This window comes from Sphingomonas yabuuchiae, from assembly GCF_014199595.1.
GTDB lineage: Bacteria > Pseudomonadota > Alphaproteobacteria > Sphingomonadales > Sphingomonadaceae > Sphingomonas > Sphingomonas yabuuchiae.
In genome coordinates this window covers 20,036-45,944 of the sequence record NZ_JACHNX010000016.1, presented here as the reverse complement: position 1 = coordinate 45,944, position 25,909 = coordinate 20,036, and the positions used below count along the sequence as shown (strand labels likewise).

Sequence of the window (25,909 nt, the reverse complement as noted above, 5' to 3'; positions counted from 1 at the left end):
AACAAAAGGGGGAGTATATGCGGAGAATTTTCGCCACGATGGCGGCTGCTCTGGCGATGGGGGTGTCGGCTCCGGCGCTGGCGTCGGAACTGGGCGGCGGTGTCTATCCCAACGGCGCGGAGGGCTTTTCAGGTGCCGCCATGCCGCCGCCGGGCACCTATCTGCTCGGCTATCTCCAGCATTATGAGGCGGATCGCTTTAACGGGCCGGATGGCGAAGCGGGGCTGCTGCCCAATTTTCGCGTGCGGTCGGACGCGGCGATCGTGCGAATGGTGCATATGACGCCGGTGAAGATCCTGGGCGCAACCTGGGGGATGCAGGCGATCGTGCCGGTGGTGAAGCTGAAGGTCGGCGCGGCGGGCCTGGGCGACGAGACGACCGGGCTGGGCGACATCACCATCGATCCGATCCTGCTGGGCTGGCATTTCCAGAACGGCGTGCATGTCAGTGCGGGCGTCGACATCAACCTGCCCCTGGGTGCCTATGACCGGCGCAAGCTGTCGAACATCAGCCGCAACTATCTGAATTTCGAGCCGGTCGTCGCGCTCGCCTATTATGGCAAGAAGGGCTTCTCGCTCGACGTGAAGGTCATGTACGACATCAACACCCGCAACAACCAGGCGGTGTTCACGCCCTTCAACCCCACGGGGGCCAGCTATCGCAGCGGCAACGAGCTGCACGCCGATATCGCGGTCGGCCAGCAAATCGGCAAGTGGAAGCTGGGCGCGTCGGGCTATGTCTACAAGCAGACGACCAAGGACCAGGTGTCCGACCCGACCGCGCAGGCGTTCATCGAGCGGATGCGCGGTTTCAAGGGACAGGTGATCGGCGTCGGCCCGACCGCCAGCTATCAGGCGGGCAAGGTGCAGCTGATCGGCACCTGGCAGCATGAATTCCACGCCGAGAATCGTCCGCAGGGCGACAAATTCTGGTTAAAGGCGATCATTCCGATCGGCCGCTGACAGGCTCTGGCCCACTGGGCGCTCCGCTTATCCAGCGGGGCGCCTTTTTTTGGGCTTTCCTATTGCTCCCCTGCAAGGGGAGGTGGGAGCATGCGCAGCATGGTGGAGGGGTGTTACGCCCCCGATAGCGGCCCCCCCCCCCGTCAGGGCTTCGCCCTGCCACCTCTCCTTGCAGAGGAAAAAATTTTAGGCCAGCCGGTCGGCGACCATCGAGCCGGACATGCCACCCAGGCCGGGGCCAGGATGGGTCGAGGCGCCGATCTGGTAGAGGCCCTTGATCGGGGTTTCATGATTGCCCGGCGTCGCGCGGGGCCGCCAGAGCATGAACTGGTCGAGCGAACAGTCGCCGCCATATGGATCGCCGCCAACCAGATTGATGTTCAGCGCCGCCAGATCGGCCGGGCTGATGACGTGCCGGCCGATGATGCTCTCACGCAAATTGGGGATCAGCTTGCACAGCCTCTCGACGATGCGGTCGGCATAGGCCTCGCGCAGTTCGGGCGTCCATCGACCGTGCTCGGGTGTGGGGATCAGCCCAGAGGCATCACCCTTCACCGCGCCGTCGCGGGGCAGTTCCTGTAGTTGAATCCAGAAAATCCATTTGCCGTCCGGCGCGCGGCTGGGGTCGACGGCGATGGGTTGTGCGACGACGATGCTCGCCTCGGCGGGCAGCAGGCCACGTTCGGCTTCGTTGACCGCGCGGGATACCGCTTCCAGGCCGTTGCTGAGGTGCAGCATCGCCACGTCACGCAAGGTCGGGTCGGGCCATTGCGGCGGCTCGGACAGAGCGAGGTGGATCTGCATCTCGCCGCGACCATAGCGATAGGCCTTGGCCTCGCTCCGCGCGCGCTCGGGCGTGGCGCTGGCGGGAAGCAGCCGTTCGTAAAGCTGGGTCGGCGTGACCGAGGCGACGACCGCCTTGCGCGCGCGCACGATCTCGCCATCGCCCAGCCGGATGCCGGTGGCACGGCCGCCTTCCACGAGGATTTCGACGACATCCGCGTTCGTATGGACTCGCCCGCCCTTTTCCTCGATCAGCCGGACAAACGCCTCGACGATCCGGGCACTGCCACCCTCGACCATCGGGCTGCCCGCCGCTTCCAGCGACATCAGGACCAGCCGGTTCATCAGGGCTGATGCGCTGCTTTCGGGCGACAGGCCGACATGCAGGACCCAGGGCGCGAAAAGGGCCTGTGACAGCGGCGAGGCGAAGTCGCTGCGCAACCAGTCGCGTGAGGCGCGCAACATGCCGCCGAACAGCCGACCCAGCCCCTTGGGGCCACGCCGCTTCACCTCACCGAGCAACAGCTTGGCGGTCGGCCAGGACCAGAGTTCGCCTCCCAACAGCCCGAAGACCATCGGCGCGATTTCCTCGACCTCGGCCATGGCGCGGGCATAGGCCTGTCCATCGCCGGGCGCGCAGGCGTCCAGCGCGGCAATATTGGCAGCACGGTCGGTGCGGAAGATCACGCTGCGGCCATCATCCATCACCGAGGCGGTCGGCGTCTGCGTATTGCGGAAGCGCAGTCCATGCCGCGCCAATTCCGGCCCAAGCTCGGCATAATGCGGCGAGGTGACGAACAGCGGATAGAGCGTCGACAGCGTGTCGTGGCGGAAGCCGGGAAGCGTCAGCTCCTCGGTGCGGATACAGCCGCCCGCTACCGCCTCCCGCTCGAACAGCGCGACGCGCTTGCCCTTGAGCGCGAGGCGTGCACCGCAGACCAGTGCGTTGATCCCGCTGCCGATGATGACGATATCGGCGTCTCGATTTGGGGCGGCCATGGGGTCAGCCGTGCGCGGCGAGCAGCGGCATCAACGGCACCCGCCGCTCCGGTCCGAGCATCCCGTAGCCGCCATCGACCGACGTCTCGCTGCCGGTCATATAGGATGCCGCGTCGGAGGCGACGAAGGCGACGACCTGCGCGACCTCGCTGGCATCGGCAACGCGCCCGATCAGATTCAGATCGCTCGCCACCTTGTCGGCATGGGCACGGTCGCCTGCGGTCAGGCCGTCGAACGGGTCGGACCAGATATGGCCCAGCGTGACCATGTTCACCCGGATGCCCTCGGCGGCATAGTCCATTGCCTGCGAGCGGGTGAGGTGCGCCAGCGTCGCCTTCGATACCGGATAGGCCCAGCGGCCGATATGCGCGAACTTGCCCGAGACCGAGCCGATATTGACGATGTTACCGCGCGACTGGGTGAGATGCGGACGGACCGCTTCGCCCAGGATCGCCGCCGACACCGCATTGACGTTCAACGTCTGGAGCCAGGTTTCGCGCGGGGTGGCGGGTCCGTCATCGCCATAGGAGCAGGCGTTGTTGACCAATATGTCGATTCGCCCGAACGTCGCGATCGTGGCATCGACCAGATGCGCGATGGCGGCATCGTCGGTGATGTCGGTCGCGACGAACAGCGCGGCGTCACCCAGTTCCTCGGCGAGTTTCGCGCCCTGATCCTGGTTGCGCGCGGCGATCACGACCTTCGCACCCTCGGCATGCAGCTTGCGCGTGATCGCACCGCCGATCGATGCGCCGCCCCCGGTGACGATCGCAACCTTTCCGTCCAGCATGGCCATGCGGTTATCCTCTTCCCAGCAATCTATCGTGGCAGTCTATGACCCGGCAGCGGCCCTGCGTTATGCAGCCAGTGCCGGGCCTGTTCGCTGGCTGCTGGATTATCCGGTTGCCGCCAATGCGCAGCCCAGCGCCTCGCCCTTTTCGTCGGCCAGCGCCGCGTCGTGGAGCGCGGCGATCCGCGCCGCCGCATTCGGCCCGCGCAGGGCGGCCGGGACGGCGTCCATCACCATCTGGAAATGTGCCAGGCCCCGCTCGAACGTATCCGAATAGCCCTTGATGAGGTTCTGGCAGCGCAAGATTTCGATGGCGGCGGCGCGATCGGTGCGCGCGGCCTGCAGGGCGAGGTCGAGCCAGGCGGCGATCCGCGCCTGTTCCTCGATATAGCGCAAGGTCCGGCGGCGCATGCCGCGCATCCCCGCCAGTAGCCGCAGCATCAGGAACCAGCGCAGCCCCGTCGTCCGCACATGGCGGCCCTTGGTGAAAAACGGCTCCAGCCTCTGCCGCAGCCCGTCGCGGTGCAGGATGAACCGGCCCAGGCCAGCGGGCAGCGTCTCGCACACCTCCTGCAAACGCGGATGCATATATTCGGTGACGCTGAGCAGCTGGTCGTCCTTGGCGCGCACTTCGCGCGTGACGCGCTCGCTGCGGCTGGCGCGGACCTTCAGGTCGGCGACACGGATCGTGTCTTCATAGGCCATCCAGAGCGCCAGATGCCGCGCCGCAACCTCGGTGAGCGCGCCGTCCGGTTCGTCGAGCGGCACGAACGCCGCCAGCCGGTCGAGATAGTCGCCCGCATAATCGGCGTCCTGATAATCCATCAGCTTGCGCACGCCTTCGGTCGCGGTGGCCTGGGCGGGAGCGGGCAGGGTGTTCGCGATCCGCGCCGCCAGCGCGCGTCCTGCTGCGGTGGTCGGCACCGGCGGCCCGGCGGGGGCGGCGTCCTTCGCCGCCTCACCCTTCTGCGCGGAATCGAAGCCCAGGCCGAAGCCCTTCAGATTGGTCTCGACCGCCTTGCCGCCGTGATGGATGGCATCCTCGAACGCCTCTCGGGGGAAGGGCAGGGCCTCGCTGCCCGCCAGCGCGCCCAGCATGATCGAGCTGATGACGCTGCCCGACTTGGACGCAGCAGCGGCCATGTCGAAGCCGATGAAGCGGCGCGACCGACGCTCGGCAGCAGCCAGGATGCGCTCGCTGGCGCCGGTGCCGTCGCCCAGCGCCGCCTTTTCGGAAATGGCATAGACGCGGTGAGTCGAGCCGATCAGCGTCGTGCGATCCTCGGTCACGAAGCCGCGCAGGATGGCGCGGCCCGCCTCCATCAGTTCGGACGCGATGACGATATCGACGTCGCCCGGCACCGGCATCATCGCCAGGACGGGATCGGGGCGATTGCCGCCGCTGGGGCGGGTGCGGACCAGTTCGATATAATAGACCGTCGATCCGGTGCGCTGCGCGACGCCGGGCACTGACGTCCCTTGCGCGACATAGCCATTGGCGCGCGCGATATGCTGCACCCATTCGGCCAGCACGCCGCCGCCTTCGCCGCCCAGCGCCAGGATGGCGATGGTGATGCGGTCACAATCGGGAAGAACCAGTTCCATCAGAAAGCCCTCGCGGCAAGGTGGCGGCCATGGCGCTGTTGCAGCCAGCCGATGACGCGCTGGCTCAGGCGGTGACGCCAAATCTCCCAGCGGCCCGGATTGGTGACGATGCTCGCCTTCCAGAATGAGGGGCAGAGCACGGCGGCATGGGCGACCTCGCCGCAATTGCCACAGCCGACGCAACTATTGTCGATATGGGTGACGGGATGCTGGCGCAGGGGATCGGGATTGTCGCGGATGCTGAGCGAGGGACAGCCCGACAGGCGGATACAGGCATGGTCGCCGGTGCAGGTGTCGGGATCGACGCCGAAGCGCTCGCGCACGACGCGCTGGCCTTCCTTGGCGGCCCTGGCCAGCAGCGGTTTTTCGCGGCGCTGCTTGTTCAACATGCATTCCGACTGGGCGATGATGACCTTCGGGCCCTTTTCCGGGCTGGTCATCGCCTCGCGGATCAGGTCGCGCATCTTTGCCACGTCATAGGTGCGGGTCAGCGTGCGCGCCCACTTCACGCCCATGCCGCGCACCGCTTTCTCGATGGGGTGGTTGGTGATGCGCGTGTCGTTCTTCGCGCGCGAGGACAGCACGTCCTGGCCGCCAGTCGCCGCCGAATAGCCATTGTCGACGATGACGGTAACGGTTTCATCCTGGTTGAAGACGGCATTGCCGATGCCGGAGGTCAAACCGTTATGCCAAAAGCCGCCATCGCCCATCACGGCGAGGGCACGCTTGCCCTCCGGCTTGAAGGCGGAGGCCGCCGCCGCGCCGAGGCCATAGCCCATCGTCGTGTTGCCGATGCTGAACGGCGGCAGGATCGAGAAGAGGTGGCAGCCGATATCGGCCGATACGTGCATCTCGCCCAGTTCGCGCTGGACCAGCTTCATTGCGGCGAAGATCGGGCGTTCGGGACAGCCGGTACAGAATCCCGCAGGGCGTTGCGGCACCGTGGCGGCGACATCGGCCGGGACGGGCACGATGGCGCGGGGTTCGGGCGCACGTTCGGGGGCGTGGTCGCGCAGGAACTTGGCGAGGCCGTCGCCGATCACCTGTCCCGAATATTCGCCCGCGCGCGGCATCACGTCCTTGCCGACCAGCTTCGTCTGGATATCGGCGCGGCGCAGCAGAGTGCTCAACTCATGCTCGATGAACTCGGGCTGGCCTTCTTCGAGCACCAGCACCGCGCGTTTCCCTGCGCAGAAGGCGACAACCTCTTCGGGGATCAGCGGATAGACGACGTTGAGGCAATAGATGGGGATACGCGTCGCGCCGAACGTGTCGGAGAGGCCAGCCAGCTCCAATGCGCGGTTGAGCGTGTTGTAGAGCCCGCCCTGCACGATGATGCCGATATCGTCGCGCTCCGGCCCGAACCATTCGTTTAGCCGCTGTTCGCGAACGAATTTCTGCGCGGCGGGCCAGCGTTGCTCGATCTTCTCGATCTCGTGCTGGAAGATGGCGGGCGGCAGGACGATGCGGTCGAGCGCACGGCGCGGGTTGGCGGCGGCCTGTCCGACCGTCATCGCCGGGCGCCTATTGTCGCTGGCGACGAAGCTGCCTGTCATGTGGCAGCTGCGCACCCGCATCTCGATCATCACGGGGGTATTCGACGCCTCGGACAGTTCGAAGCCCTTCTCCACCATGCCGACGATGGTCGGCAAATTGGGGCGCGGGTCGAGCAGCCACATCTGGCTCTTCATCGCAAAGGCGTGGGTGCGCTCCTGCATGATCGAGGAGCCTTCGCCATAATCCTCGCCGACGATCACCAGCGCGCCGCCGGTCACGCCGCCGCTGGCGAGGTTGGACAAAGCGTCGGAGGCGACGTTGGTGCCTACCACCGACTTCCAAGCGACGGCACCGCGCAACGGATAGTTGACCGACGCCGCGAGCATCGCGCCCGCCGCCGCCTCATTGGCGTTGGATTCGAAATGCACGCCCAGTTCGCGCAACAGGGGGTCGGCGTCGGCAAAGACGTCCATCAGATGGCTGATCGGCGATCCCTGATAACCGCCGACATAGGCGACCCCGGCCTGGAGCAGCGCCTTGGTGACGGCGAGAATGCCTTCGCCCTCGAAGACGTCACCCGCGCCGAGACGGAGCTTCTCGACTTCCTTTTTGAACGACCGTTCGGCCATGGCTCAGCGCTCCACCAGCCCAAGGACGCGCAGCGGACTGCCCGAGCCGCCACGGATTTTCAGCGGCGCGGCGACGACGACCGCGCCGGTCGGCGGCAGCCGATCGAGATTGGCGAGGCATTGCAGGCCGTAACGCCCCGCACCGTGCAGCAGGGTGTGTGCGGGGTAGGGGGGCGTCATTCCATGCGCCTGGCCAGCATCGGTGCCGATTGTCTCGACGCCGAAGCCGATCACGTCGCGCTGCTCTATCAGGAAGCGGACCGCGTCCGGGTCGGGGCCGGGGGTGTGCGGGCCATCCTCGCGCCGGTTGGTATAGGCATCGCTCTCGCGCTTCGACCAGTCGGTGCGCAGCAGGACCCAGCTCTTTGATGGAATGCGGCCGTGCGTGGCTTCCCAGCGCGTGATGAAGTCGACGGTCAGCAGGAAGTCGGGGTTCGCTGCGCTTTCGGTCGAGGCGTCGATCACGACCGCCGGGCCGACGAAATGCGCGGGGTCGATGGTGTCGACGCTGTTGTTGGGCAGGTCCTTGCCCGTCACCCAATGGAGCGGTGCGTCGAAATGCGTGCCGGTATGCTCGCCAGTGGTAAAGTTGCTCCAGGCCCAGGCGACGCCGCGTTCGTCATAACGCGAGATTTCCTGGCGGCTGAACGGGGCGGTCTGTCCGAAGGGTTCGGGCAGGATCAGGACCGGCGTGTCTTCCGACAGTTCCTGCGTCAGGTCGACGATCTCGATCGACCCGCCGATCAGGGCGGCCGCGAAACGAGACAAGGCGGATTCGGCCATAGTCGCTCTCCGATTTCGAATTTGTTGACCGAAAGCTGCCGAATAAAACGTGCATGTGCAACTAAATTCTTTTGGTGCCGGTTGCGACGGACTGGGGCAGGGGTTAAGGCCCTGTGGAATTGGGAGCTATCGGATTGGACCATCGTACGCAGGGCGATCCCGGAACGACAGCGTTCCAGGTGGAGCGTTACCCCTTCTTCCTGATCAACCGTCTGGCGAGTCGCTACAATGCGACGATCGAGCCGCGCCTTCGCGCCATTGGCCTCGACATTCCCAATTGGCGCGTCCTGATGATCCTGGGCGAACAGGCCCCGCGCGGCGTACGCGACATCGCCGAGGCGGCGGTGATTCCGCTGTCCACCATGACCCGCATCGTCCAGCGCATGGCTGCCGCCGATCTGGTCACGCTGACCCCCAGTGCGGAGGATGCGCGCGTCACCATGGTCGCGCTGACCGCCACCGGCGAATCAAAACTGGCTGAAGCCCGGATGGCCACGTCGCCCGTCTATCAGCAGGTGATTACAGGACTTTCCGCGCGGGATTTTGACAGGCTGCTGAGCCTGCTCGACCGCGTGTACCGCAATCTGGAAGGCTGATTGCCCGAAACCCCCTTGATTGGCGGGTCCATATATTTTAAGTCTAAAACAAATAGAGGAGATGCCGATGCGTGTCGTTTGTCTGGGTGGCGGGCCTGCCGGGCTCTACTTCGCGATCTCGATGAAGCTGCGAGACCCGTCGCACGACGTGCTGGTCGTTGAGCGGAACAAGGCCGGGGACACGTTCGGCTGGGGCGTGGTGTTTTCGGACCAGACGCTGACCAACTTGCGCGCCAACGATCCGATCAGTGCAGCGACGATCGAGTCGGAGTTCGCGCATTGGGACGATATCGAGGTGGTCGTCGGCGACCATGTCGAGCGGTCCGGCGGACACGGCTTTATCGGCATCGGTCGCAAGCGCCTGCTGAACATCCTGCAGGACCGGGCGCGCGAACTGGGCGTGCGGTTGCAGTTCGAGACGGACTTCGACGCCGACCTGACGAAATGGGCCGATTACGACCTGATCGTCGCGGCTGACGGCATCAACAGCCGGGTCCGAACGGCCAACGAGGATCGCTTCGACGTCGATATCGACACGCGCGCCAACAAGTTCATCTGGCTGGGCACGCCGCGCCTGTTCGACGCCTTCGCCTTCATCTTCGAGAAGACCGAGGCAGGGTGGATCTGGGCGCATGCGTACCGGTTCGACGAGACGCGCTCGACCTTCATCGTCGAATGTTCGGAAGCGACGTGGAAGGGGCTGGGCTTCGACACGATGGAGCAGGCCGATGCGATCGTCGCGTGCGAGCGCATCTTCGCCCGGCATTTGAACGGTGAGCCGCTGCTGACCAATGCGGCGCATCAGCGCGGCTCGGGAGCGTGGATCAATTTCCGGCGTATCCTGTGCGGGCAGTGGTCGTTCGACAATGTCGTGCTGCTGGGCGACGCGGCGCACACCGCGCATTTCTCGATTGGCTCCGGCACCAAGCTGGCGCTGGAGGATGCGATCAAGCTGGCCGAGGTGATGAGCCGGCCCCACATCGCACAGGACCGCGCGGGCATGGCCGCCGCGCTGGCGGAATATCGCAACGAACGCCATGTCGAGGTGCTGAAGATCCAGAACTCGGCGCGCAACTCGACCGAATGGTTCGAGACGCTCGACCGCTATCTCGACTTCGATCCGAAACAGTTCGCCTATTCGCTGCTCACCCGGTCGCAACGGGTCAGCCACGAAAATCTGCGCCTGCGCGATCCGAATTGGCTGAACGGTATCGAACAATGGTTCGCCGCGCGCGCCGGGGGGAACGAGGCGGTGCCGCCGATGTTCGCGCCCTATCGCCTGCGTGAGCTGACTTTGCCCAACCGCGTCGTCGTGTCGCCGGTGCTGACCTATGCCGCCGGCGCCGACGGAGTGCCGGGCGACTTCCATCTGGTCCATTACGGCGCGCGCGCCATGGGCGGGGCGGGGCTGATCGTGACCGAGATGACAGCCGTGTCGCCGGAGGGGCGGATCACGCCGTCTTGTCCCGGCCTGTGGAATGACGAGCAGACGGCCGCGTGGCGACGGATCACCGACTTTGCGCATGCGCAAGGCTCGGGAAAATTGTGCATCCAACTCGGCCATGCGGGGCCGCGCGGCGCGACGCTGCCAGGATCGGTTCAGCCCGACCGCCCGCTGCCCGAAGGCGGGTGGCCTTTGCTCGCCGCGTCGGACAAGGCGTACCTGCCCGAAAGCCAGCGCCCCTCCGCAATGACCCGCGCCGACATGGACCGGGTGCGCGAGAATTTCGTCGCCGCCGCCGCCCGCGCCGCCGAGGCCGGGTTCGACATGATCGAGATCCAGGCCGGACATGGCTTCCTGTTGTCGTCGTTCATCACCCCCCTAATGAACGAGCGCACCGACGACTATGGCGGCAGCCTGGAAGACCGGCTGCGCTTCCCGCTGGAGGTGGTACGCGCGGTGCGGGCGGTCTGGGGCGAGGATCGGCCGCTGGCGGTGCGTATCTCCGCCCATGACTGGGCGGGCGAGGCGGGTGTGACCCCGGCCGAGGCCGTCGAGATCGCCGCCGCCTTGCGTGAAGCCGGCGCCGATCTGATCGACGTGTCGGCCGGTGAGACCGTGCCCGATGCGCGTCCCGTTTATGGTCGCATGTTCCAGACGCCCTTCTCCGACCGTATCCGCAACGAGCTGGACTGCCCGACCATGGCGGTCGGCAACATTTATGAGGCGGATCACGTCAATGGCATATTGGCGGCGGGGCGTGCCGATCTGGTGGCGCTGGGCCGCCCGCATCTGGCCGATCCCAACTGGACGCTCCATGCGGCGGCGGCAGCTGGGCACAAGATGCCGGTACCTTCGGCCTATGCCCTTGGCCAGGCACAGCTTATGCGCAACGTCCAACGCCAGTCCGAGACGGCGTGACGACGCGCATGGAGACCTTGATTTTGACGGACCGCATTCGCGAAAAGCATGACGGGGCCTTGGGCGGGCGGATGGACATCAAGGTCCTGCTGCGCCTGCTGAGCTGTTCGATGACGATCGAGAAGCGGCTGCGTCGCCGCTTCATCGAGCAGTTCGACACGACCCTGCCGCGCTTCGACGTGCTGGCGGCGCTGGAGCGGCACCATGAGGGCATCACCATGGGCGAGCTGTCCCGCTCGCTGCTGGTGTCCAACGGCAACGTCACCGCTTTGGTCCGCCAGCTGGAGGCCGACGGCTATGTCTCCAGCCAGCCCGCGCCCGAGGATCGGCGCCGCTATATCGTGGCGCTGACGCCGCAGGGGCGAGCGCATTTCGAGGAACTGGCCGCCGCGCATCATGGCTGGATCGCGGCGATGTTCGACCACGTGCCGGATGCGCAGATGGCCGAACTCTATGACCTTCTGGCGGTCCTGAAACAGTCGCTGGGGGCCGAAGGAGAGGATAACGAATGACATTCCGTTCGACGCAGCAGGTCCGCTTCGCGCATGTCGATGGCGCGGGCATCGTCTTCTATCCGCGCTATTTCGAGATGCTGAATGCCGCGATCGAGGATTATTTCGCCCATGCGGTCGGCGTCGATTTCGCCGAGATGCATGGCGACCGCGGGCTGGGCGTACCCACCGTCCGTCTGGAGGCCGACTTCGCCACGCCCAGCCGGTTGGGCGACATGCTCGACTTCCTGGTCGCGCCGCTACGGGTCGGGCGCAGCTCGGCAGAAATGTCGGTGCAGGTGGAATGTGGCGGTGAACTGCGCTTCCGCGCGACCGTGGTGCTGGTCTGCATGAACCTGAAGGAAGGCCGCTCGGCCGAATGGCCCGCCGACATGCGGCCGAAGGCGCTAAGCGTCGCGGCCTGACCTTTCGCACCGGGCTGATCGACGGCGCATGGGTCCCCGGCCTGCGCGCCGTTTTTTTGCGTCTCAGCTCCTCTTTTCCAGAGGAGAGGAATAAGCGCGATAGAAACAAAACCGCCCCCGATCTCGACGATCGGGGGCGGTCTTTATACCGCTAAGGGGCGGGCTTTACCCTGCGACGATGGAATGGCGCAGCTTGCCGATGCCGACCACTTCGCCTTCGATCACGTCGCCCGGCCACACCCATTCCTGCGGCGAGCGGCCCGCGCCGACGCCTTCGGGGGTGCCGGTCGCGATGATGTCACCGGGCTCCAGGGTGATGCCCTGGCTGATGTCGGCGATCAGTTCGTCGACCTTGAAGAGCATGTGGCTGGTGTTGTTGCGCTGCTTCTCGACGCCGTTGACCGTCAGCCATAGGTCCAGCGTCTGGGGATCGGGGATCTCGTCGGCGGTGACGATGCACGGACCCATCGGGCAATAGCTGTCCTGCCCCTTGGAATAGATCCACTGGCCCGCCCGGCGACAGTCGCGCGCGCTCATGTCGATTAGCGTGGTATAGCCGAAGACGTGCTTCAACGCGTCCTCGCGCGACACGCGCTGCGCCGTGGTGCCGATGATCGCGCCCAGTTCGATTTCCCAGTCCAACTGCTGGGTGATGTCGGCACGGTGGACGATCGGCTCGCCCGGCGCGATGACGCTGGTCGGCGGCTTGGAGAAGATCACCGGCTTCTTTGGGAGATCGGCCGAGGTATCGAGCGCGGCGGCGCTCTCGGCGACGTGATCGATATAATTGAGGCCGATGCCGAAGACGTTCTTGCGCGGGCGCGGGATCGGCGCGAGCAATTTCACGCTGGCGAGAGGACGCGCGCCATCGACCGGCCAACGGCCTTTGGCCTCGTCGAGCAGCAGCTTCAGCTCCGCGACCGCGACCGGCCCCAGATCGATGAAGTCGAGCATCCGCGACGGCAGCGGCACACCGGCGCGCGCGCCAAGCTTGGCGACGTCGATGACCAGGCCATCGACCAGAACGCCCAAGCGGCCTTCGGCTTCGACATCGACGCGATAGGTAACGAGACGCATGGCATTCCTTTCAGAAAACAGGGGGATCAGGACAGGACCGGCTGGTGCCCGCCATTGTCGGCAAAGGCTTCCGATCGATAGAGATTGAGCGCGCGCATCGCGGGCAGGTCGTGGAACGAGAACAGGCAGGCGTCGTCGCTGGCCGATCCGTTGACATGCTCGTGCCACATCCAGGATGGCACGACGAAGATGTCGCGCTCCTTCCAGTCGAAGCGTTTGCCGCCGATGATCGAGTGGCCCGAGCCCTTGGCGCATTGATAGACGAAGCTGCCGACCTCGCGATGCGCCTTGGTATGCTCGCCGGGACGCAGAAGCTGCATCGACGCACCAATGGTCGACATGGGCGGGCCGCCGTTGAACGGGTTCACATAGTTCATGTGGATACCGTCGAAGGGCGACCCGTCGCTGGCGCGGGCATAGCGGAGCAGCGCCTCATAGGTCGGCTCCCACTCGTATTTCAGCAGCGGCGAATAGCGCTTGGACCAGCTTTCCCCGGCCGGCAGCAGCGCGGCATTGCCCCAGGTCGCGGTGGAATCGTCGACCGCATAGCCGACCGCCTGGTTGAGATCGGGATGGACCTCGTAGAAATTGGCCTCCAGCGCGTTCATCAGCGGGATGTCCAGCCCGTCCTGCCAGATACAGACCGAGCCGTCCTCCGACACGCCATGCTCATGCCAGGTGCCGTTGGGGGTCAGCACGAAGTCGTTGCGGCCCAGCGTCATCTTGTGCCCATCGACGTTCGTGAACGCGCCCGACCCCTCCATGATGAAGCGCAATGCCGATGCGGAGTGGCGATGCGCCGAGGCGACCTCGCCCGGCCCCATCACCTGAAGGCCGGTGTAGAGCCAGCCGACCGCCGCCGACACGTCGCGACGTCCCGGATTGGCGAGATAGACGACGCGGCGCCCGGCCTTTTCAGGGCTGACGAGATCGAGCGCGCGCAGCACATGATCGCGCAGGCGGTCATAGTGCCAGACGACCGGCACCGACTGCGACTTGGGCTCCCAGGGTTCGATCTTGTTGGCGACCGTCCACAATGCGCCCGCGTGCTGGTCTTCGAGATCACGGTAGAAGTCCACCAGCTCGGCCGTGTCGCTGACATTGGCCCGCCCGGCGACATCCTCACGATAGGCGTCAAAGCTCTCCGTCGACATGTTCGATCTCCTTGTCGCGTCGAATTAGTTCAGGCTTAAAATATCTTGCCAATCTCTGTCAATCGGGGTTAGAGAAAACTTGCAAATGCAATGAATGCCGTGAGGGAGCACCATGCTGAACCTGCCCCGTTTCAAGGCCGCCGCGGTCCAGACCGCCCCCGTTTTCCTCGATCCCGTCGCGACGGTGGACAAGGCCGCCAGCCTGATTCGCGAGGCAGCGGCGAACGGCGCCCAACTGGTCACCTTTCCGGAGGTGTTCGTCGCGGGCTATCCCTATTGGAGCTGGATCGCCGATCCGGTGTCGGGCAGCCCGTGGTTCGAAAAGCTGGCCCGTGCCTCGATCCTGATACCGGGGCCGGAGATCGACCGGATCTGCACCGCCGCGCGCGAGGCGGGGGTGCATGTCGTCATCGGAGTCAATGAACGCAGCCCAGTGTCGCTTGGCACGCTCTACAACACGCTGGTCTTTATCGGCCCCGACGGCACGATCCTGGGCAAGCATCGCAAACTGGTGCCGACCTGGGCGGAGAAGCTGACCTGGGCGCATGGCGACGGGTCGACGCTGAAGGTCTATGACACTGCGATCGGGCCGCTGGGTGGCCTGGCGTGCGGCGAGAACACCAACACGCTCGCGCGGTTCAGCCTGCTGGCGCAGGGCGAACTGATCCATGTCGCCAGCTATATCGCGCTGCCCGTTGCACCCGCCGATTACGATATGGCCGAGGCGATCAAGGTGCGCGCCGCCGCGCATTGTTTCGAGGGCAAGCTGTTCACCATCGTCTCCTGCTCGACCGTGTCGGAGGAGATCATCGCGGCGATGGAGACGTTGGTCCCCGACGCGCGCGCGCGGCTGGAGCGCAAGAACAGTGCCTTTTCCGGCATCCTCGGTCCCGATGGGCGCGTCGTCGGCCAGCCGCTGATCGACGAGGAAGGCATCGTCTATGGCGAAATCGACCTGTCACGCTGCATCCAGCCCAAGCAGATGCACGACATCATCGGCCATTATAACCGCTTCGATGTGTTCGACCTGCGCGTGAACGCCGTGCCGCAACAGCCGGTGCGGATCGACACCGGCCCCGCGCCCGCCGCCGAGCCCGAACCGAGCGCCGACGTCCAATCCTGAACAAAAACCTCGAGAGGATTACCATGACCGCCCGCAGCTATCGCATCGGCCAGATCGTGCCGTCGTCCAACACCACCATGGAAACCGAAATCCCCGCCATGCTGCGCGCGCGCGAGGGGATTTTGCCGGAGCGCTTCACCTTTCACTCCAGCCGGATGCGGATGAAGAAGGTCGTCAAGGAAGAGCTGGAGGCGATGGACCGCGACAGCGATCGCTGCGCCACCGAGCTGTCCGACGCGCGGGTCGATGTGCTGGGCTATGCCTGTCTCGTCGCGATCATGAGCATGGGCAAGGGCTATCATCGCGAGTCGGAAGCGCGGCTCCATGCCCGCACCGTCGAGAACCACGCCGCCGCACCCGTCGTGACGAGCGCGGGCGCGCTGGTCGACGGGCTGAAGCGGATGGGCGCCAAGAAAATCTCGGTCATCTGCCCCTATATGAAGCCGCTGACCCAGCTGGTGGTCGATTATATCGAGCATGAGGGGATCACCGTCCACGACTTCACCGCGCTGGAAATCCCCGACAATCTGGAGGTCGGGCGGCACGATCCCGAGCGGCTGCTGGAAATCTACAAGCGCGTCGACCGCACCGGCGTCGATGCCTTCGTCGCCTCCGCCTGTGTGCAGATGCCTTCGCTGCCGATCGTCCAGCGGCTGGAGGATGCGATCGGCATTCCGGTCGTCTCGGCGGCGGTGTGCACCACGCACCAGATGCTCGACCGGCTGGGGCTGGAGCGGCGCGTGCCCGATGCCGGTGCGCTGCTCAGCGGCCGGTACTGAGGGGAGCGGCCGCGATGCAGGTCGACATGCGGACGCTGGATGCCGCCAGCCGGTACAAGATCATCGGGGCCTGCATCACGCCCCGGCCGATCGCCTGGGTGTCCAGCGTGTCGGCCGGGGGCGTGCCCAACCTCGCGCCCTACAGCTTCTTCAACGCCATCGGGAACGACCCGCCGATGATCGTGCTGGGCTTGGTCGCGCATCCCACCAAGGGCACGAAGGACACCGCCGCGAATATCCGTGAGACGGGCAATTTCATCGTCCATCTGGTCGACGAAGCCCATGCCGAACGCATGAACCACACCAGCATCGACCATCCGGCGGGCGTCGATGAGGGCGCGCTGGTCGGCCTGGACATGGTGCCGGGCGTCGCCGTCGCGGCCCCCCGCATCGCCAGCGCGCCGGTCGGCTTCGAATGTCGGGCGCGGCACATCATCGAAACCGGCCCCAATCAGATCGCAGTGCTGGCCGAGATCGTCCATGCCCATATTGCCGACGCCTTCGTGACCGATGCCACGCGGTTGCACTTCGATATCAGCGCGATGAACCTGATTTCCCGGCTGCACGGGGCGGGTTGGTATGGCCGTCAAAGCGACAAGTTCGAGATGCTTCGCCCCGCGCTTCCCATTTTGGTCAAGGAGTAGGTCCATGGAAACATGTGAACTGGCGCCCGTCTGCCACGCCTTTCTCTCTACCCCGCAAGAAATCATCGACGAGGCCCGCAACGGCCGTATGTTCATCCTGGTCGATGACGAGGATCGCGAGAATGAGGGCGATCTGGTCATCCCGGCGCAGATGGCGACCCCCGACGCGATCAACTTCATGGCGCGGCACGGACGCGGGCTGGTCTGCCTGGCGATGACCAGGGCGCGGGTCGAGCAGCTGGGTATCGGGCCGATGACCAAGACCAACGGCACCCGCCACGAAACCGCCTTTACCGTGTCGATCGAGGCGCGTGAGGGCGTCACCACCGGCATCTCTGCGGCCGACCGCGCGCGGACCATCGCGGTGGCGATCGATGCGAACCATGACGCCGCCTCGATCGTGACGCCGGGCCATGTCTTTCCGCTGATCGCGCGCGAAGGCGGCGTGCTGGTGCGGGCGGGCCATACCGAGGCGGCGGTCGACGTCTCCCGCCTCGCCGGGCTGAACCCCTCGGGTGTGATCTGCGAGATCATGAACGAGGATGGGACGATGGCGCGCATGGATGACCTCGTCTCCTTCGCGCAGCTCCATAACCTGAAGATCGGCACGATCCGCGACCTGATCGCCTATCGCCGCCGTCACGATCACCTTGTCGAAAAACGCGCGGAGACGGTGTTCGAGAGCGAATGGGGTGGCGCATGGCGGGTCATGACCTTCTGGAACAAGGCGACGGGCAGCGAACAGGTCGCACTGGTCAAGGGGCAGGTTCAGCCCGACAAACCGACTTTGGTGCGTATGCACTCGCTGTCGCCCTTTACCGACATGTTCGGCGAAACCGGACCACGCGCCGGGCTGCTCGCCAAGTCGATGCGGATCATCGCGGAGGAGGGGGCAGGGGTCGTCGTCGTGATCGACCGGCCCCGCTCCGACGGCCTGACGCTGGCGATCCATGCACGCAGCGGCGCGCCGATCCCCGACATGGAAGAACTGCGCGATTACGGCGTCGGCGCGATGATCCTCACCGAACTCGGCGTGGAGGACATCGTGCTGCTGACCAACAGTCATCACACGCTGATCGCGCTGGAGGGCTATGGTCTTAAGATCGTCGGCGAACGTGCGATCTGCTAATCCGCAGCCGATCCGGGCTTTGCTAGTCCTGGGCAGAACCAGTCGATGCCAGAAATCCGAATGCGCGTTCTGCAGCGGCCAAATCCTGCCCCCGCGACCATATTTTCCGATACCACAACCGCCCCGGGCATCCCGCTGGGTTTTTTGTGCCTGTTTTTGTGCAAATTAGCCCTCGTTCAGGGGCTTTCATCGCTGCCTCGGCAGGATATACCCCCATGGCCCTCAAGGAGCTCGAAGTCCGCTACGCCACGAAGCGGGCAAAAGATTATAAACTGACCGATGGCGAAGGCCTCTATCTTCTCGTCCGCCCCAACGGCTTCAAGCAGTGGCAGATGAAGTACCGCTATGGCGGCAAGGAAAAGCTCCTGAGCTTTGGCGCCTATCCCGCGGTCTAGCTGGCAGAGGTGCGGCTGCGCCGCGCCAAGGTCCGAGTGGTGCTGGGCGAGGGGGGTGACCCAGGTGCCGCCAACAAGCCCAGGGCGCAGATGACCTTCAAGGAAGCGGCGCGCAAATGGCATGGCGACCGCCTTGACGCGCTTGATGCCGGGCATGCCACCCGGCTGTTCACTCGGCTCAAGCGCGATACCTTTCCGGTGCTTGGCAAGCTTGGGTTGTCCGTCATCACACCGACCGATGTGCTGGCGATAGTGCTGCGCGTCGAGGCGCGTGGTTCGCTCGCCGCCTCAAGCAGCATATCAGCCAGGTCTACCGTTTGCCATCGCGCATGGCTGGGCCGAGCGTGATCCCGCCGAGCATCTTGGGCAGTTGCTCAAGCCCAAACCGCGTAACCGGCATATGGCGCTTATTGGCCGCAGCGAGTTGCCGACGCTCATCCGGGCGATTGAAGGCTATGATGGCGAGGAGACGCCACGGCGTCGCGCGACGACCCGGGCGGCGCTGTTGTTCACGCTGCTGACCTGGGCGCGGACCAACGAGACGCGTCATGCTCGTTGGGAGGAGTTCGAAGATCTCGACGGGCCTGCGCCGCTCTGGCGGGTGCAGGCTCAGCGCATGAAGATGGCGCTCGAACGCGACGAGGTGAGGGGGCCTATGACGCTGCGCTCTATATTTCTCCGCGTCAGCGCATGCTCGAGGACTGGGCCAGGTTTATCCAAAGTGACATAGCCGTGGCGGCAGTGGCTGATGAGGCCTCGGGCGTCACCGAAAGTAGCGGGCAGGGCTGGTTGGTCGAAGCCAGCCCTGCCTGACCGGTTATTCGCCCGACAGATGCGCTGCCGCGGCGCTCTTGGCGGCCTTCACGCCCTTCGGCTTGGCTGCGCTCGCGACCTTGGTGCCCGGCTTGCGACCAAGGCCGATCTTCTTGGCCATCGCCCGGCGGCTTTCCGAATAGGTTTCGGACACCATCGGATAGTCAGCCTTCAAATTATAGCGCTCGCGATACTGCTCGGGCGTCAGACCGTTGGTCGCGAGGTGACGACGCAGCGTCTTATAGGGCTTGCCGTCGATCATCGAGATGATGTGGTCCTTCGAGGCCAGCGACTTCCGCACTGACACCGCAGGGGTGTATTCGGTGGTGTCTACGGCATCCGTTGCCACCGTCTCGCTGCCGCCGGCCAGCTTCAGGATGGCGCTGTGCATGCTGCCCAGAAAAGCCGGGACCTGCTCGGCATCGATGCGCGTGTTGGGATTGCCCAGCCAGGCAATGGTCAGTTCGGTGGCGAGTTCGACCGCATGCGCGGTATCAGTGATGGTTTCGTCAGCCATGGTCAATCCAGATGGGAGTGGCAGGAGAGTTAAAACGCTGCGCGGTTCCGAAGAACCGTAAACGGCCATGTCACAGCGACGGCCTTGCAGCAGCAATAACGATATGGCGTCAAGGGACTAATTGTTTCGACCGATGTGTTGATGCGCTCTAGCGCGGAGCGAGGCAGAGATAATTAAACCACTTAGAGGCGTACATAGAAAAGGTGGGTGTCGACTTTCGCCACCTTGATCATTGTGTCCCGCCAATACGGCACCATCCAGTCGGCGTGATAATGCGTCGCGCGGCCCACATCCGCAAAGACATGGCCTGCAAGTGCTTCTCTCGCCACGCGTCGCGCCGCAGACCATCCGAAATGTCTCGTGCGCCGCTTGATCGAGCCATCGCAGGTAAACGAGAATTGGCAGCCCGTGGTCCGGTCGAAACCCTGGTAGACGACGCCGCAAATGGTGCGCGGAAAACCAGGTGCACGCGCGCGGTTGAGAATGACCTGAATGACGGCACGTTGTCCTCGCGGGTCATCACCTACTTCATAGAGGGCTGCGGTGGCCAGGCAGTCGACGGCTTGCGCGCGCTCGGCGGAGCCGCCTCCAAAGCGATAGGGCTTTGCGCGGACCCGCGCGGCAGCAACGATGGGTACCCTGGCGTTCGAGGCGCGTGCCTGCGCCATCGTCATCGTCCTGGGCGGCCTCGTCTTCGGAGCAGTGCCGACCGTATCCAGAAGGCCAGCGGCGATTGCGACGGCTGCCACGACAATAAGCAGCAACAGCCAGCGCTCCGCGGCAACATCGCGCCGAGCATGGCGGCTCCTGGAGGCATATAGGGTTCGTCGGGATGCCATCACCGACATGCTAGCGCAGCGAGCGGCCCAAAGCAGCGTAGATCACACTCGCTGCGCTCAATAAACCACCAAGCTCCGGCGGCAAAGAATGCTGGCAAAGGAGCGAACCTGCTTCACTGTACGAAGCCGCTGCGTGGCAGTGGTGTTGGCAGTGAGATAGCGCGTCTGCTCTAAACCAGGTCTGCCGTTCAATATGTCGGTGGCGAACGGCAAAATTGCCCCAGTCCCGGTCGTTCACGAAGGCTCGCTGGAACTCACCGGGAAAAGAGGGAAATCAGCCGCCCGACATGCGCAGCCGGTCGCCAAGGCAGGTCGCTTACCCCAGTTTACTCGCAGAGCTTGAATCAGATCGCGATGCTCGCAACAACGGGGGCTGACGGACGGACCCACGGCATGCCTTCCGCCCCGACCGAACGCCCCGGATCGGCGTGATCCTATTTCGCGCCTTCGATCAGACAGTCGATCAACTTGTCGCTGGCGGGCTTTACCTCTTCCTGATGAAGCGTCCGTGCGCAGACCGAACCGAGCGAGATGATCATGAAGGCCTGAGCCAAGGTGCGGTGTTCGTCCTCCACCACGTCGCTGCCCATCAATCCGGCGAAGGCGCGACTGATATTCTCGAAGGCCTGGGCGCGCACGTCGAGGAAGATCGCCCGGATCCGTTCGTTACGCGCCGCCTCCGCCGCAATCTCCAGGAACAGCCGATCGCCGCATTCGTCCTTGCGGCAGGGCGTCGAGACCAGCCAGCTGATGATCCCGGCCCGGTCGCGGTTGGTCAGCGCGGTGTTGAGCGTGTTCTGGTCCGCGATCCGTTCGCAGTCCGCCGCCACGATCGCGGCGATGATGTCCTCCTTCGAGGGGAAGTCGCGGTACAGCTGCTGCACGGCGACACCGGACTCCTTGGCGATTGCGGCTATCCCCGTGGCATGAAAGCCGTTTTCGACGAACAGTCGACGGGCGACCTCCTTGATGGTGTTCCGGCGCAGGTCTGCGCGCGTGGGGGCAGTGCAATCGATATTCGTCACAATGGGGCCTCTTCTAATCAGTTGACGCGCTCGATCGGCGGGCCTAACTCCGCTGTTTGTGAGTGATCGCTCTCAAACAATTTTTCAAGCGGGAAATGATATGTCTTCCAATCGGCTTATGGGTCGTGTGTTGGCATCTGCCGCCTTGCTCGCACTGGCCGCTTGCGGTGCCGGTGGCAAGCAACAGCAGCAGCAGGCGGCGCAGGGACCGGCGCCGGTCAGTTATGTGGTGGCGAGCGAGCAGCCTGTCACCCTCACGACCGAATTGCCCGGCAGGACCACCGCATTCGAAACCTCCGATGTTCGTCCCCAGGTCAACGGCCTGATCACCCAGCGGCTGTTCGTCGAGGGTGACATGGTCCGCCAGGGACAGCCGCTATATCATATCGATCCGGCACCCTACCAAGCTCAGGTCGCCAGTGCCCGCGCCGCGCTGACCCGTGCGCAGGCGAGCATCGCGTCGAGCGCCGCGCTGGCGCGCCGCTATGGCGAACTGGTCAAGATCAACGCGATCGCCCGGCAGGAGTATGAGAACGCGCAGACCAGCGCCGCGCAGGCGCGTGCCGACGTCGCGGCGCAGCAGGCCGCGCTCCGCTCGGCGCAGATCGATCTGGCGCGCACCACCATCCGCGCGCCGATCACCGGCCGGATCGGCCGTTCGGTGTTCACCACCGGTGCGCTGGTGTCCGCGTCGCAGGCCGATGCGCTGGCCACGATCCAGCGCATCGACCCCATCTATGTCGATATCCAGGAGCCGAGCGCCGAACTGCTGAAGCTGCGGCGCCAGATCATGAGCGGTCAGCTGACCCGCGACGGCAATGCCCGGGTCCGGCTGAAGCTGGAGGACGGCAGCGACTATGGCCCGCAGGGTACGCTCCGCTTCGCCGACGTCACCGTCGACCCGACCACCGGATCGCAGGTGATCCGCGCATTGTTCCCCAATCCCAACGGGCTGTTGCTGCCCGGCATGTTCGCCCGCGCCTCGCTGGTCGAGGGAACGCAGTCCAATGCCTTCCTGGTGCCCCAGCGTGCGGTCAGCCGTGACGAAAAGGGCCAGGCGACCGTGATGGTGATCGGCGCGGGCAACAAGGTCGAGGGGCGCACGCTCCAGACCGGGCGGTCGGTCGGCGACAACTGGCTGGTCACCAGCGGGTTGAAGGCCGGGGACAAGATCATCGTCGAAGGCGGCATGATGCTGCGCCCGGGCATGCCGGTGCAGGGCAAGCCGTGGAATCCCAACGCCAAGCCCGCGGCCGCGCAGCCGCAACAGGGCTCGGCGCAGACACAGGCGAAGTAAACGGCCATGTCACGCTATTTCATCGATCGCCCGATCTTCGCCTATGTGCTGGCGGTGATGGTCGTCATCGCGGGGCTCTTGTCCCTGCGCTCGCTGCCCATCGCGCAGTTCCCGGCGATTGCGCCGCCCGCGGTCTCGATCACCGCCAACTATCCGGGCGCAGACGCCCAGACGCTGGAGAACACCACCACCCAGATCATCGAGCAGCAGATGAAGGGGATCGACCACCTTCGCTACTTCTCGTCCTCGTCGTCCTCGGCGGGCAGCGTGACGATCACGTTGACCTTCGAACAGGGGACCGATCCCGACATCGCGCAGGTGCAGGTCCAGAACAAGCTGCAGGCGGCGACCCCGCTGCTGCCGCAGGAGGTCCAGCGCCAGGGCATCATCGTCGCCAAGGCAACGCAGAATTTCCTGCTGTTCGTCGGCCTCTATTCCGAGAACGGCAAGCATGACGCGGACGATCTGGCCGACATCGTCGCCTCGCGGATTTCCGATCCGCTGTCGCGCGTCACCGGCGTCGGCGATACCCAGATCTTCGGGTCGCAATATGCGATGCGCATCTGGGTCGATCCGATCAAGCTCAACAACTATGCGCTGACCATGGCGGACGTGACCAACGCGGTCACGGCGCAGAACGCGCAGGTCTCGGCGGGCCAGATCGGCGCGCAGCCCGCGCCCAAGGAGCAGATGCTCAACGCGACCGTCTCGGTCTCGTCGCGTCTGACTTCCCCTGAGCAGTTCGCCCAGATCCGCCTGAAGAGCAACACCGACGGTTCGATCGTCCGACTGGGCGATGTCGCGCGCGTCGCGATCGGGGCCGAAAACTACGCCTTCTCGGCACAGTGGAACGGCAAGCCCGCCTCGGGCATCGGCATCAAGCTGGCCCCCGGTGCCAACGCACTCGATACCGTCGTCGCGGTCAAGGAACGGGTGAACGAACTCGCCAAGACCTTCCCGTCGGACGTCAAGGTCATCTTCCCCTACGACACCTCGCCGTTCGTGCGGCTGTCGATCGAGCAGGTGATCGAAACGCTGGTCGAGGCGGTCGTGCTCGTCTTCCTCGTCATGTTCCTGTTCCTCCAGAATTTCCGCGCCACGCTGATCCCGACGATCGCGGTGCCGGTGGTGCTGACGGGGACGTTCGCGGTGCTCGCGGCGTTCGGCTATTCGATCAACACGTTGACCCTGTTCGGCATGGTGCTGGCCATCGGCCTATTGGTCGACGACGCGATCGTCGTGGTCGAGAATGTCGAGCGGCTGATCACCACCGAGCATCTGTCGCCCAAGGAAGCGGCGCGCAAGTCGATGGACGAGATCACCGGTGCGCTGATCGGCATCGCGGCGGTGCTGTCCGCCGTGTTCCTGCCGATGGCGTTCTTCGGCGGGTCGACCGGCGTCATCTATCGCCAGTTCTCGATCACCATCGTGTCGGCGATGGTGCTGTCGGTCGCGGTCGCGCTGATCCTGACGCCCGCACTGTGCGCCACCATCCTGAAGCCGCACGATCCGAACAAGGCCGAAGGCCATGGTCCGCTGGCGCGTTTCTTCCGCTGGTTCAACGACCGGTTCGACCGTGGGCGCGACCGCTATGAAAAGGGCGTCCGCTCGACCGCGCGGCGCTGGGGGCGGTCGCTGATCGTCTATGCACTGATCGTCGTCGGCATGGCCTTCCTGTTCATGCGACTGCCCAGCGGCTTCCTGCCCGACGAGGATCAGGGCGTGATGATCGCACTGGTTCAGGGCCCGCCGGGGGCGACCACGGCGCGGACCCAGAAGGGCCTCGACCTCGTCCGCGACCATTTCCTGAGCGATGCGGGCGATGCCATTCGCGGCGTCTACACGATCAACGGCTTCAGCTTTGCGGGCCAGGGCCAGAATAGCGGTATCGCCTTCATCCCGATGAAGGAGTGGAAGGACCGCCCCGGTGCGCAGAACAAGGCGCAGGCGATCATCGGCCGCGCCATGGGGGCGTTCGCCCGTTACAATGACGGCCTGATCTTCGCGGTCATCCCGCCCGCCGTCCAGGAACTGGGCAACGCCACCGGCTTCGACATGCAGCTGGTCGACGAAGGCGGCATCGGACACGACAAGCTGCTCGCCGCGCGCAACATGTTGCTCGGCATGGCGTCGCAGAACAAGTCGCTGGTCGGCGTGCGCCCCAATGCGCTCGACGACGCGCCGCAGCTCAAGGTCAATGTCGACCAGGACAAGGCGCGTGCGCTAGGCCTCGACCTGTCGACCGTCAACAGCACGATCGCGACCGCCTGGGGTGGTTCCTATGTGAACGACTTCATCGATCGCGGCCGGGTGAAGCGCGTCTATATCCAGGCCGATGCCGCCTATCGCATGGCGCCCGAGGATATCGGCGACCTGTATGTGCGCGGGGCCACGGGCACGATGGCGCCGTTCACCGCCTTTTCCTCGTTCGACTGGCATCAGGGGCCGATGCAGCTGACCCGCTATAACGGTCAGCCCTCGATGGAAATCCTGGGCCAGGCTGCGCCGGGCGTCTCGTCGGGTGCCGCGATCAAGGCGATGGAGGAGATGCAGGCCAAGCTGCCGCCCGGCACCCGGCTCGACTGGACCGGCCTCAGCTATGAGGAGCAGCTATCCGGTGGTCAGGCGCCTGCGCTCTATGGGTTGTCGCTGCTGATCGTCTTCCTGTGCCTTGCCGCGCTGTACGAAAGCTGGTCGGTGCCGATCTCGGTCATGCTGGTGGTGCCGCTGGGCGTCGTCGGTGCGCTGCTGGCCGCGATGCTGACCGGACTGAACAACGACATCTATCTCCAGGTCGGCCTGATCACCACGATCGGCGTGTCGGCGAAGAACGCGATCCTGATCGTGGAGTTTGCCGAGGAGAAGATGCGCGAGGGGCTGAGTGCGTTCGATGCGGCGATCGAGGCTGCCAAGCTTCGCCTCCGTCCGATCCTGATGACCAGCCTGGCCTTCGTGTTCGGCGTGTTCCCGCTGGCCATCGCCAATGGCGCAGGGGCAGGGGGGCAGAATGCCATCGGTCGCGCCGTGGTGGGCGGCATGTTGTCGGCGACGATCCTGGCGATCTTCTTCGTGCCGATGTTCTTCGTCGTCGTCATGCGGCTGTTCGATCGCAGCAAGCAGCGCAAGGCCGAGGGCGATACGCATCCCCACGACGATGGTCACCCCGACATGCCGTCCGTGCCGCAGGGAGTTTGA

General features: G+C 65.1%; 24 protein-coding genes. 14 read left to right on the top strand and 10 right to left on the bottom strand.

Annotated features, from left to right (window positions below):
• Positions 1-17 precede the first annotated feature (17 nt).
• Positions 18-962, top strand: a complete 945-nt coding sequence (locus GGQ89_RS15715; protein ID WP_240456471.1) for a SphA family protein — start codon at positions 18-20, stop codon at positions 960-962.
• Between the two features lie 186 nt (positions 963-1,148).
• On the opposite strand, the gene GGQ89_RS15710 is transcribed toward GGQ89_RS15715, so the two are convergent.
• The 5 genes from GGQ89_RS15710 to GGQ89_RS15690 all read right to left on the bottom strand — a co-directional run bounded on the left by GGQ89_RS15710 (position 1,149) and on the right by GGQ89_RS15690 (position 8,048).
• Positions 1,149-2,744: a phytoene desaturase family protein gene (locus tag GGQ89_RS15710; RefSeq protein WP_184106359.1), complete on the bottom strand. Its 1,596-nt coding sequence runs from the start codon at positions 2,742-2,744 to the stop codon at positions 1,149-1,151.
• A gap of 4 nt (positions 2,745-2,748) precedes the next feature.
• A complete protein-coding gene (locus GGQ89_RS15705) occupies positions 2,749-3,540 on the bottom strand; it encodes an SDR family oxidoreductase (protein WP_184106358.1) in 792 nt (263 codons plus the stop codon).
• A 99-nt stretch (positions 3,541-3,639) separates the two neighbouring features.
• Complete coding sequence (locus tag GGQ89_RS15700; protein ID WP_184106357.1) at positions 3,640-5,139, bottom strand: indolepyruvate oxidoreductase subunit beta family protein; 1,500 nt, start codon at positions 5,137-5,139, stop codon at positions 3,640-3,642.
• On the bottom strand, positions 5,139-7,265 hold the full coding sequence (locus GGQ89_RS15695) for a ferredoxin family protein (protein ID WP_184106356.1): 2,127 nt from the start codon (positions 7,263-7,265) through the stop codon (positions 5,139-5,141). Before GGQ89_RS15695 ends, GGQ89_RS15700 begins: the two co-directional genes overlap by 1 nt.
• Positions 7,266-7,268: 3 nt before the next feature.
• Positions 7,269-8,048 (bottom strand): cyclase family protein, encoded by a 780-nt coding sequence (locus tag GGQ89_RS15690; RefSeq protein WP_184106355.1) that lies wholly within the window; start codon positions 8,046-8,048, stop codon positions 7,269-7,271.
• Between the two features lie 134 nt (positions 8,049-8,182).
• On the opposite strand from GGQ89_RS15690, the gene GGQ89_RS15685 reads away from it, so the two are divergent.
• From GGQ89_RS15685 to GGQ89_RS15670, 4 genes are all read left to right on the top strand, one after another.
• A complete protein-coding gene (locus tag GGQ89_RS15685; RefSeq protein WP_221238990.1) occupies positions 8,183-8,644 on the top strand; it encodes a MarR family winged helix-turn-helix transcriptional regulator in 462 nt (153 codons plus the stop codon).
• 67 nt (positions 8,645-8,711) lie between these two features.
• The gene (locus tag GGQ89_RS15680; protein ID WP_184106354.1) at positions 8,712-11,006 is read left to right on the top strand and encodes a bifunctional salicylyl-CoA 5-hydroxylase/oxidoreductase; all 2,295 of its coding nucleotides are present in this window, start codon (positions 8,712-8,714) and stop codon (positions 11,004-11,006) included.
• A 23-nt stretch (positions 11,007-11,029) separates the two neighbouring features.
• The gene (locus GGQ89_RS15675; protein WP_240456470.1) at positions 11,030-11,518 is read left to right on the top strand and encodes a MarR family winged helix-turn-helix transcriptional regulator; all 489 of its coding nucleotides are present in this window, start codon (positions 11,030-11,032) and stop codon (positions 11,516-11,518) included.
• Positions 11,515-11,922, top strand: a complete 408-nt coding sequence (locus GGQ89_RS15670) for an acyl-CoA thioesterase (protein WP_056435277.1) — start codon at positions 11,515-11,517, stop codon at positions 11,920-11,922. Before GGQ89_RS15675 ends, GGQ89_RS15670 begins: the two co-directional genes overlap by 4 nt.
• A 165-nt stretch (positions 11,923-12,087) precedes the next feature.
• On the opposite strand, the gene GGQ89_RS15665 is transcribed toward GGQ89_RS15670, so the two are convergent.
• Together GGQ89_RS15665 and GGQ89_RS15660 are read right to left on the bottom strand one after the other, a co-directional pair.
• Complete coding sequence (locus GGQ89_RS15665) at positions 12,088-12,999, bottom strand: fumarylacetoacetate hydrolase family protein (RefSeq protein ID WP_076715531.1); 912 nt, start codon at positions 12,997-12,999, stop codon at positions 12,088-12,090.
• Positions 13,000-13,025: 26 nt separating this feature from the next.
• On the bottom strand, positions 13,026-14,153 hold the full coding sequence (locus GGQ89_RS15660) for a cupin domain-containing protein (protein ID WP_076715533.1): 1,128 nt from the start codon (positions 14,151-14,153) through the stop codon (positions 13,026-13,028).
• A 112-nt stretch (positions 14,154-14,265) separates the two neighbouring features.
• Here GGQ89_RS15660 and GGQ89_RS15655 point away from each other — a divergent pair, with 112 nt between their 5' ends.
• The 7 genes from GGQ89_RS15655 (at position 14,266) to GGQ89_RS15625 (ending at position 18,953) form a co-directional block, all read left to right on the top strand.
• Entirely contained in the window at positions 14,266-15,276 is a 1,011-nt protein-coding gene (locus GGQ89_RS15655; protein WP_184106352.1) for a carbon-nitrogen hydrolase family protein, read from the top strand.
• Between the two features lie 23 nt (positions 15,277-15,299).
• Positions 15,300-16,055, top strand: a complete 756-nt coding sequence (locus tag GGQ89_RS15650) for a maleate cis-trans isomerase family protein (RefSeq protein WP_076715536.1) — start codon at positions 15,300-15,302, stop codon at positions 16,053-16,055.
• 14 nt (positions 16,056-16,069) lie between these two features.
• A complete protein-coding gene (locus tag GGQ89_RS15645; protein ID WP_184106351.1) occupies positions 16,070-16,699 on the top strand; it encodes a flavin reductase family protein in 630 nt (209 codons plus the stop codon).
• 4 nt (positions 16,700-16,703) lie between these two features.
• The gene (ribB, locus tag GGQ89_RS15640; protein WP_184106350.1) at positions 16,704-17,828 is read left to right on the top strand and encodes a 3,4-dihydroxy-2-butanone-4-phosphate synthase; all 1,125 of its coding nucleotides are present in this window, start codon (positions 16,704-16,706) and stop codon (positions 17,826-17,828) included.
• A 215-nt stretch (positions 17,829-18,043) separates the two neighbouring features.
• Complete coding sequence (locus tag GGQ89_RS15635; RefSeq protein WP_184106349.1) at positions 18,044-18,223, top strand: Arm DNA-binding domain-containing protein; 180 nt, start codon at positions 18,044-18,046, stop codon at positions 18,221-18,223.
• 90 nt (positions 18,224-18,313) lie between these two features.
• The gene (locus GGQ89_RS15630) at positions 18,314-18,571 is read left to right on the top strand and encodes a phage integrase central domain-containing protein (RefSeq protein WP_184106348.1); all 258 of its coding nucleotides are present in this window, start codon (positions 18,314-18,316) and stop codon (positions 18,569-18,571) included.
• 52 nt (positions 18,572-18,623) lie between these two features.
• Positions 18,624-18,953, top strand: a complete 330-nt coding sequence (locus GGQ89_RS15625) for a hypothetical protein (protein WP_184106347.1) — start codon at positions 18,624-18,626, stop codon at positions 18,951-18,953.
• Between the two features lie 87 nt (positions 18,954-19,040).
• Here the strand turns inward: GGQ89_RS15625 and GGQ89_RS15620 are convergent, their stop codons facing one another.
• From GGQ89_RS15620 to GGQ89_RS15610, 3 genes are all read right to left on the bottom strand, one after another.
• Positions 19,041-19,553 (bottom strand): Ros/MucR family transcriptional regulator, encoded by a 513-nt coding sequence (locus GGQ89_RS15620; protein ID WP_184106346.1) that lies wholly within the window; start codon positions 19,551-19,553, stop codon positions 19,041-19,043.
• Positions 19,554-19,735: 182 nt separating this feature from the next.
• The gene (locus GGQ89_RS15615; protein ID WP_168371585.1) at positions 19,736-20,221 is read right to left on the bottom strand and encodes a cell wall hydrolase; all 486 of its coding nucleotides are present in this window, start codon (positions 20,219-20,221) and stop codon (positions 19,736-19,738) included.
• A 605-nt stretch (positions 20,222-20,826) separates the two neighbouring features.
• A complete protein-coding gene (locus tag GGQ89_RS15610; RefSeq protein ID WP_056439816.1) occupies positions 20,827-21,417 on the bottom strand; it encodes a TetR/AcrR family transcriptional regulator in 591 nt (196 codons plus the stop codon).
• A 100-nt stretch (positions 21,418-21,517) separates the two neighbouring features.
• On the opposite strand from GGQ89_RS15610, the gene GGQ89_RS15605 reads away from it, so the two are divergent.
• Complete coding sequence (locus GGQ89_RS15605; RefSeq protein ID WP_156884223.1) at positions 21,518-22,714, top strand: efflux RND transporter periplasmic adaptor subunit; 1,197 nt, start codon at positions 21,518-21,520, stop codon at positions 22,712-22,714.
• A gap of 6 nt (positions 22,715-22,720) precedes the next feature.
• Entirely contained in the window at positions 22,721-25,909 is a 3,189-nt protein-coding gene (locus GGQ89_RS15600; protein ID WP_184106345.1) for an efflux RND transporter permease subunit, read from the top strand.

What these genes read in the sequence shown, in the direction of transcription:
- GGQ89_RS15695 (WP_184106356.1), bottom strand. Translation starts at nt 7,265, where the DNA reads ATGGCCGAACGGTCGTTCAAAAAGGAAGTCGAGAAGCTCCGTCTCGGC.
- GGQ89_RS15665 (WP_076715531.1), bottom strand. Translation starts at nt 12,999, where the DNA reads ATGCGTCTCGTTACCTATCGCGTCGATGTCGAAGCCGAAGGCCGCTTG.
- ribB (WP_184106350.1), top strand. Translation starts at nt 16,704, where the DNA reads ATGGAAACATGTGAACTGGCGCCCGTCTGCCACGCCTTTCTCTCTACC.
- GGQ89_RS15625 (WP_184106347.1), top strand. Translation starts at nt 18,624, where the DNA reads ATGGCGCTTATTGGCCGCAGCGAGTTGCCGACGCTCATCCGGGCGATT.
- GGQ89_RS15660 (WP_076715533.1), bottom strand. Translation starts at nt 14,153, where the DNA reads ATGTCGACGGAGAGCTTTGACGCCTATCGTGAGGATGTCGCCGGGCGG.
- GGQ89_RS15600 (WP_184106345.1), top strand. Translation starts at nt 22,721, where the DNA reads ATGTCACGCTATTTCATCGATCGCCCGATCTTCGCCTATGTGCTGGCG.
- GGQ89_RS15710 (WP_184106359.1), bottom strand. Translation starts at nt 2,744, where the DNA reads ATGGCCGCCCCAAATCGAGACGCCGATATCGTCATCATCGGCAGCGGG.
- GGQ89_RS15655 (WP_184106352.1), top strand. Translation starts at nt 14,266, where the DNA reads ATGCTGAACCTGCCCCGTTTCAAGGCCGCCGCGGTCCAGACCGCCCCC.
- GGQ89_RS15615 (WP_168371585.1), bottom strand. Translation starts at nt 20,221, where the DNA reads ATGGCGCAGGCACGCGCCTCGAACGCCAGGGTACCCATCGTTGCTGCC.
- GGQ89_RS15700 (WP_184106357.1), bottom strand. Translation starts at nt 5,139, where the DNA reads ATGGAACTGGTTCTTCCCGATTGTGACCGCATCACCATCGCCATCCTG.
- GGQ89_RS15630 (WP_184106348.1), top strand. Translation starts at nt 18,314, where the DNA reads ATGACCTTCAAGGAAGCGGCGCGCAAATGGCATGGCGACCGCCTTGAC.
- GGQ89_RS15715 (WP_240456471.1), top strand. Translation starts at nt 18, where the DNA reads ATGCGGAGAATTTTCGCCACGATGGCGGCTGCTCTGGCGATGGGGGTG.
- GGQ89_RS15620 (WP_184106346.1), bottom strand. Translation starts at nt 19,553, where the DNA reads ATGGCTGACGAAACCATCACTGATACCGCGCATGCGGTCGAACTCGCC.
- GGQ89_RS15680 (WP_184106354.1), top strand. Translation starts at nt 8,712, where the DNA reads ATGCGTGTCGTTTGTCTGGGTGGCGGGCCTGCCGGGCTCTACTTCGCG.
- GGQ89_RS15635 (WP_184106349.1), top strand. Translation starts at nt 18,044, where the DNA reads ATGGCCCTCAAGGAGCTCGAAGTCCGCTACGCCACGAAGCGGGCAAAA.
- GGQ89_RS15645 (WP_184106351.1), top strand. Translation starts at nt 16,070, where the DNA reads ATGCAGGTCGACATGCGGACGCTGGATGCCGCCAGCCGGTACAAGATC.
- GGQ89_RS15605 (WP_156884223.1), top strand. Translation starts at nt 21,518, where the DNA reads ATGTCTTCCAATCGGCTTATGGGTCGTGTGTTGGCATCTGCCGCCTTG.
- GGQ89_RS15650 (WP_076715536.1), top strand. Translation starts at nt 15,300, where the DNA reads ATGACCGCCCGCAGCTATCGCATCGGCCAGATCGTGCCGTCGTCCAAC.
- GGQ89_RS15670 (WP_056435277.1), top strand. Translation starts at nt 11,515, where the DNA reads ATGACATTCCGTTCGACGCAGCAGGTCCGCTTCGCGCATGTCGATGGC.
- GGQ89_RS15690 (WP_184106355.1), bottom strand. Translation starts at nt 8,048, where the DNA reads ATGGCCGAATCCGCCTTGTCTCGTTTCGCGGCCGCCCTGATCGGCGGG.
- GGQ89_RS15705 (WP_184106358.1), bottom strand. Translation starts at nt 3,540, where the DNA reads ATGGCCATGCTGGACGGAAAGGTTGCGATCGTCACCGGGGGCGGCGCA.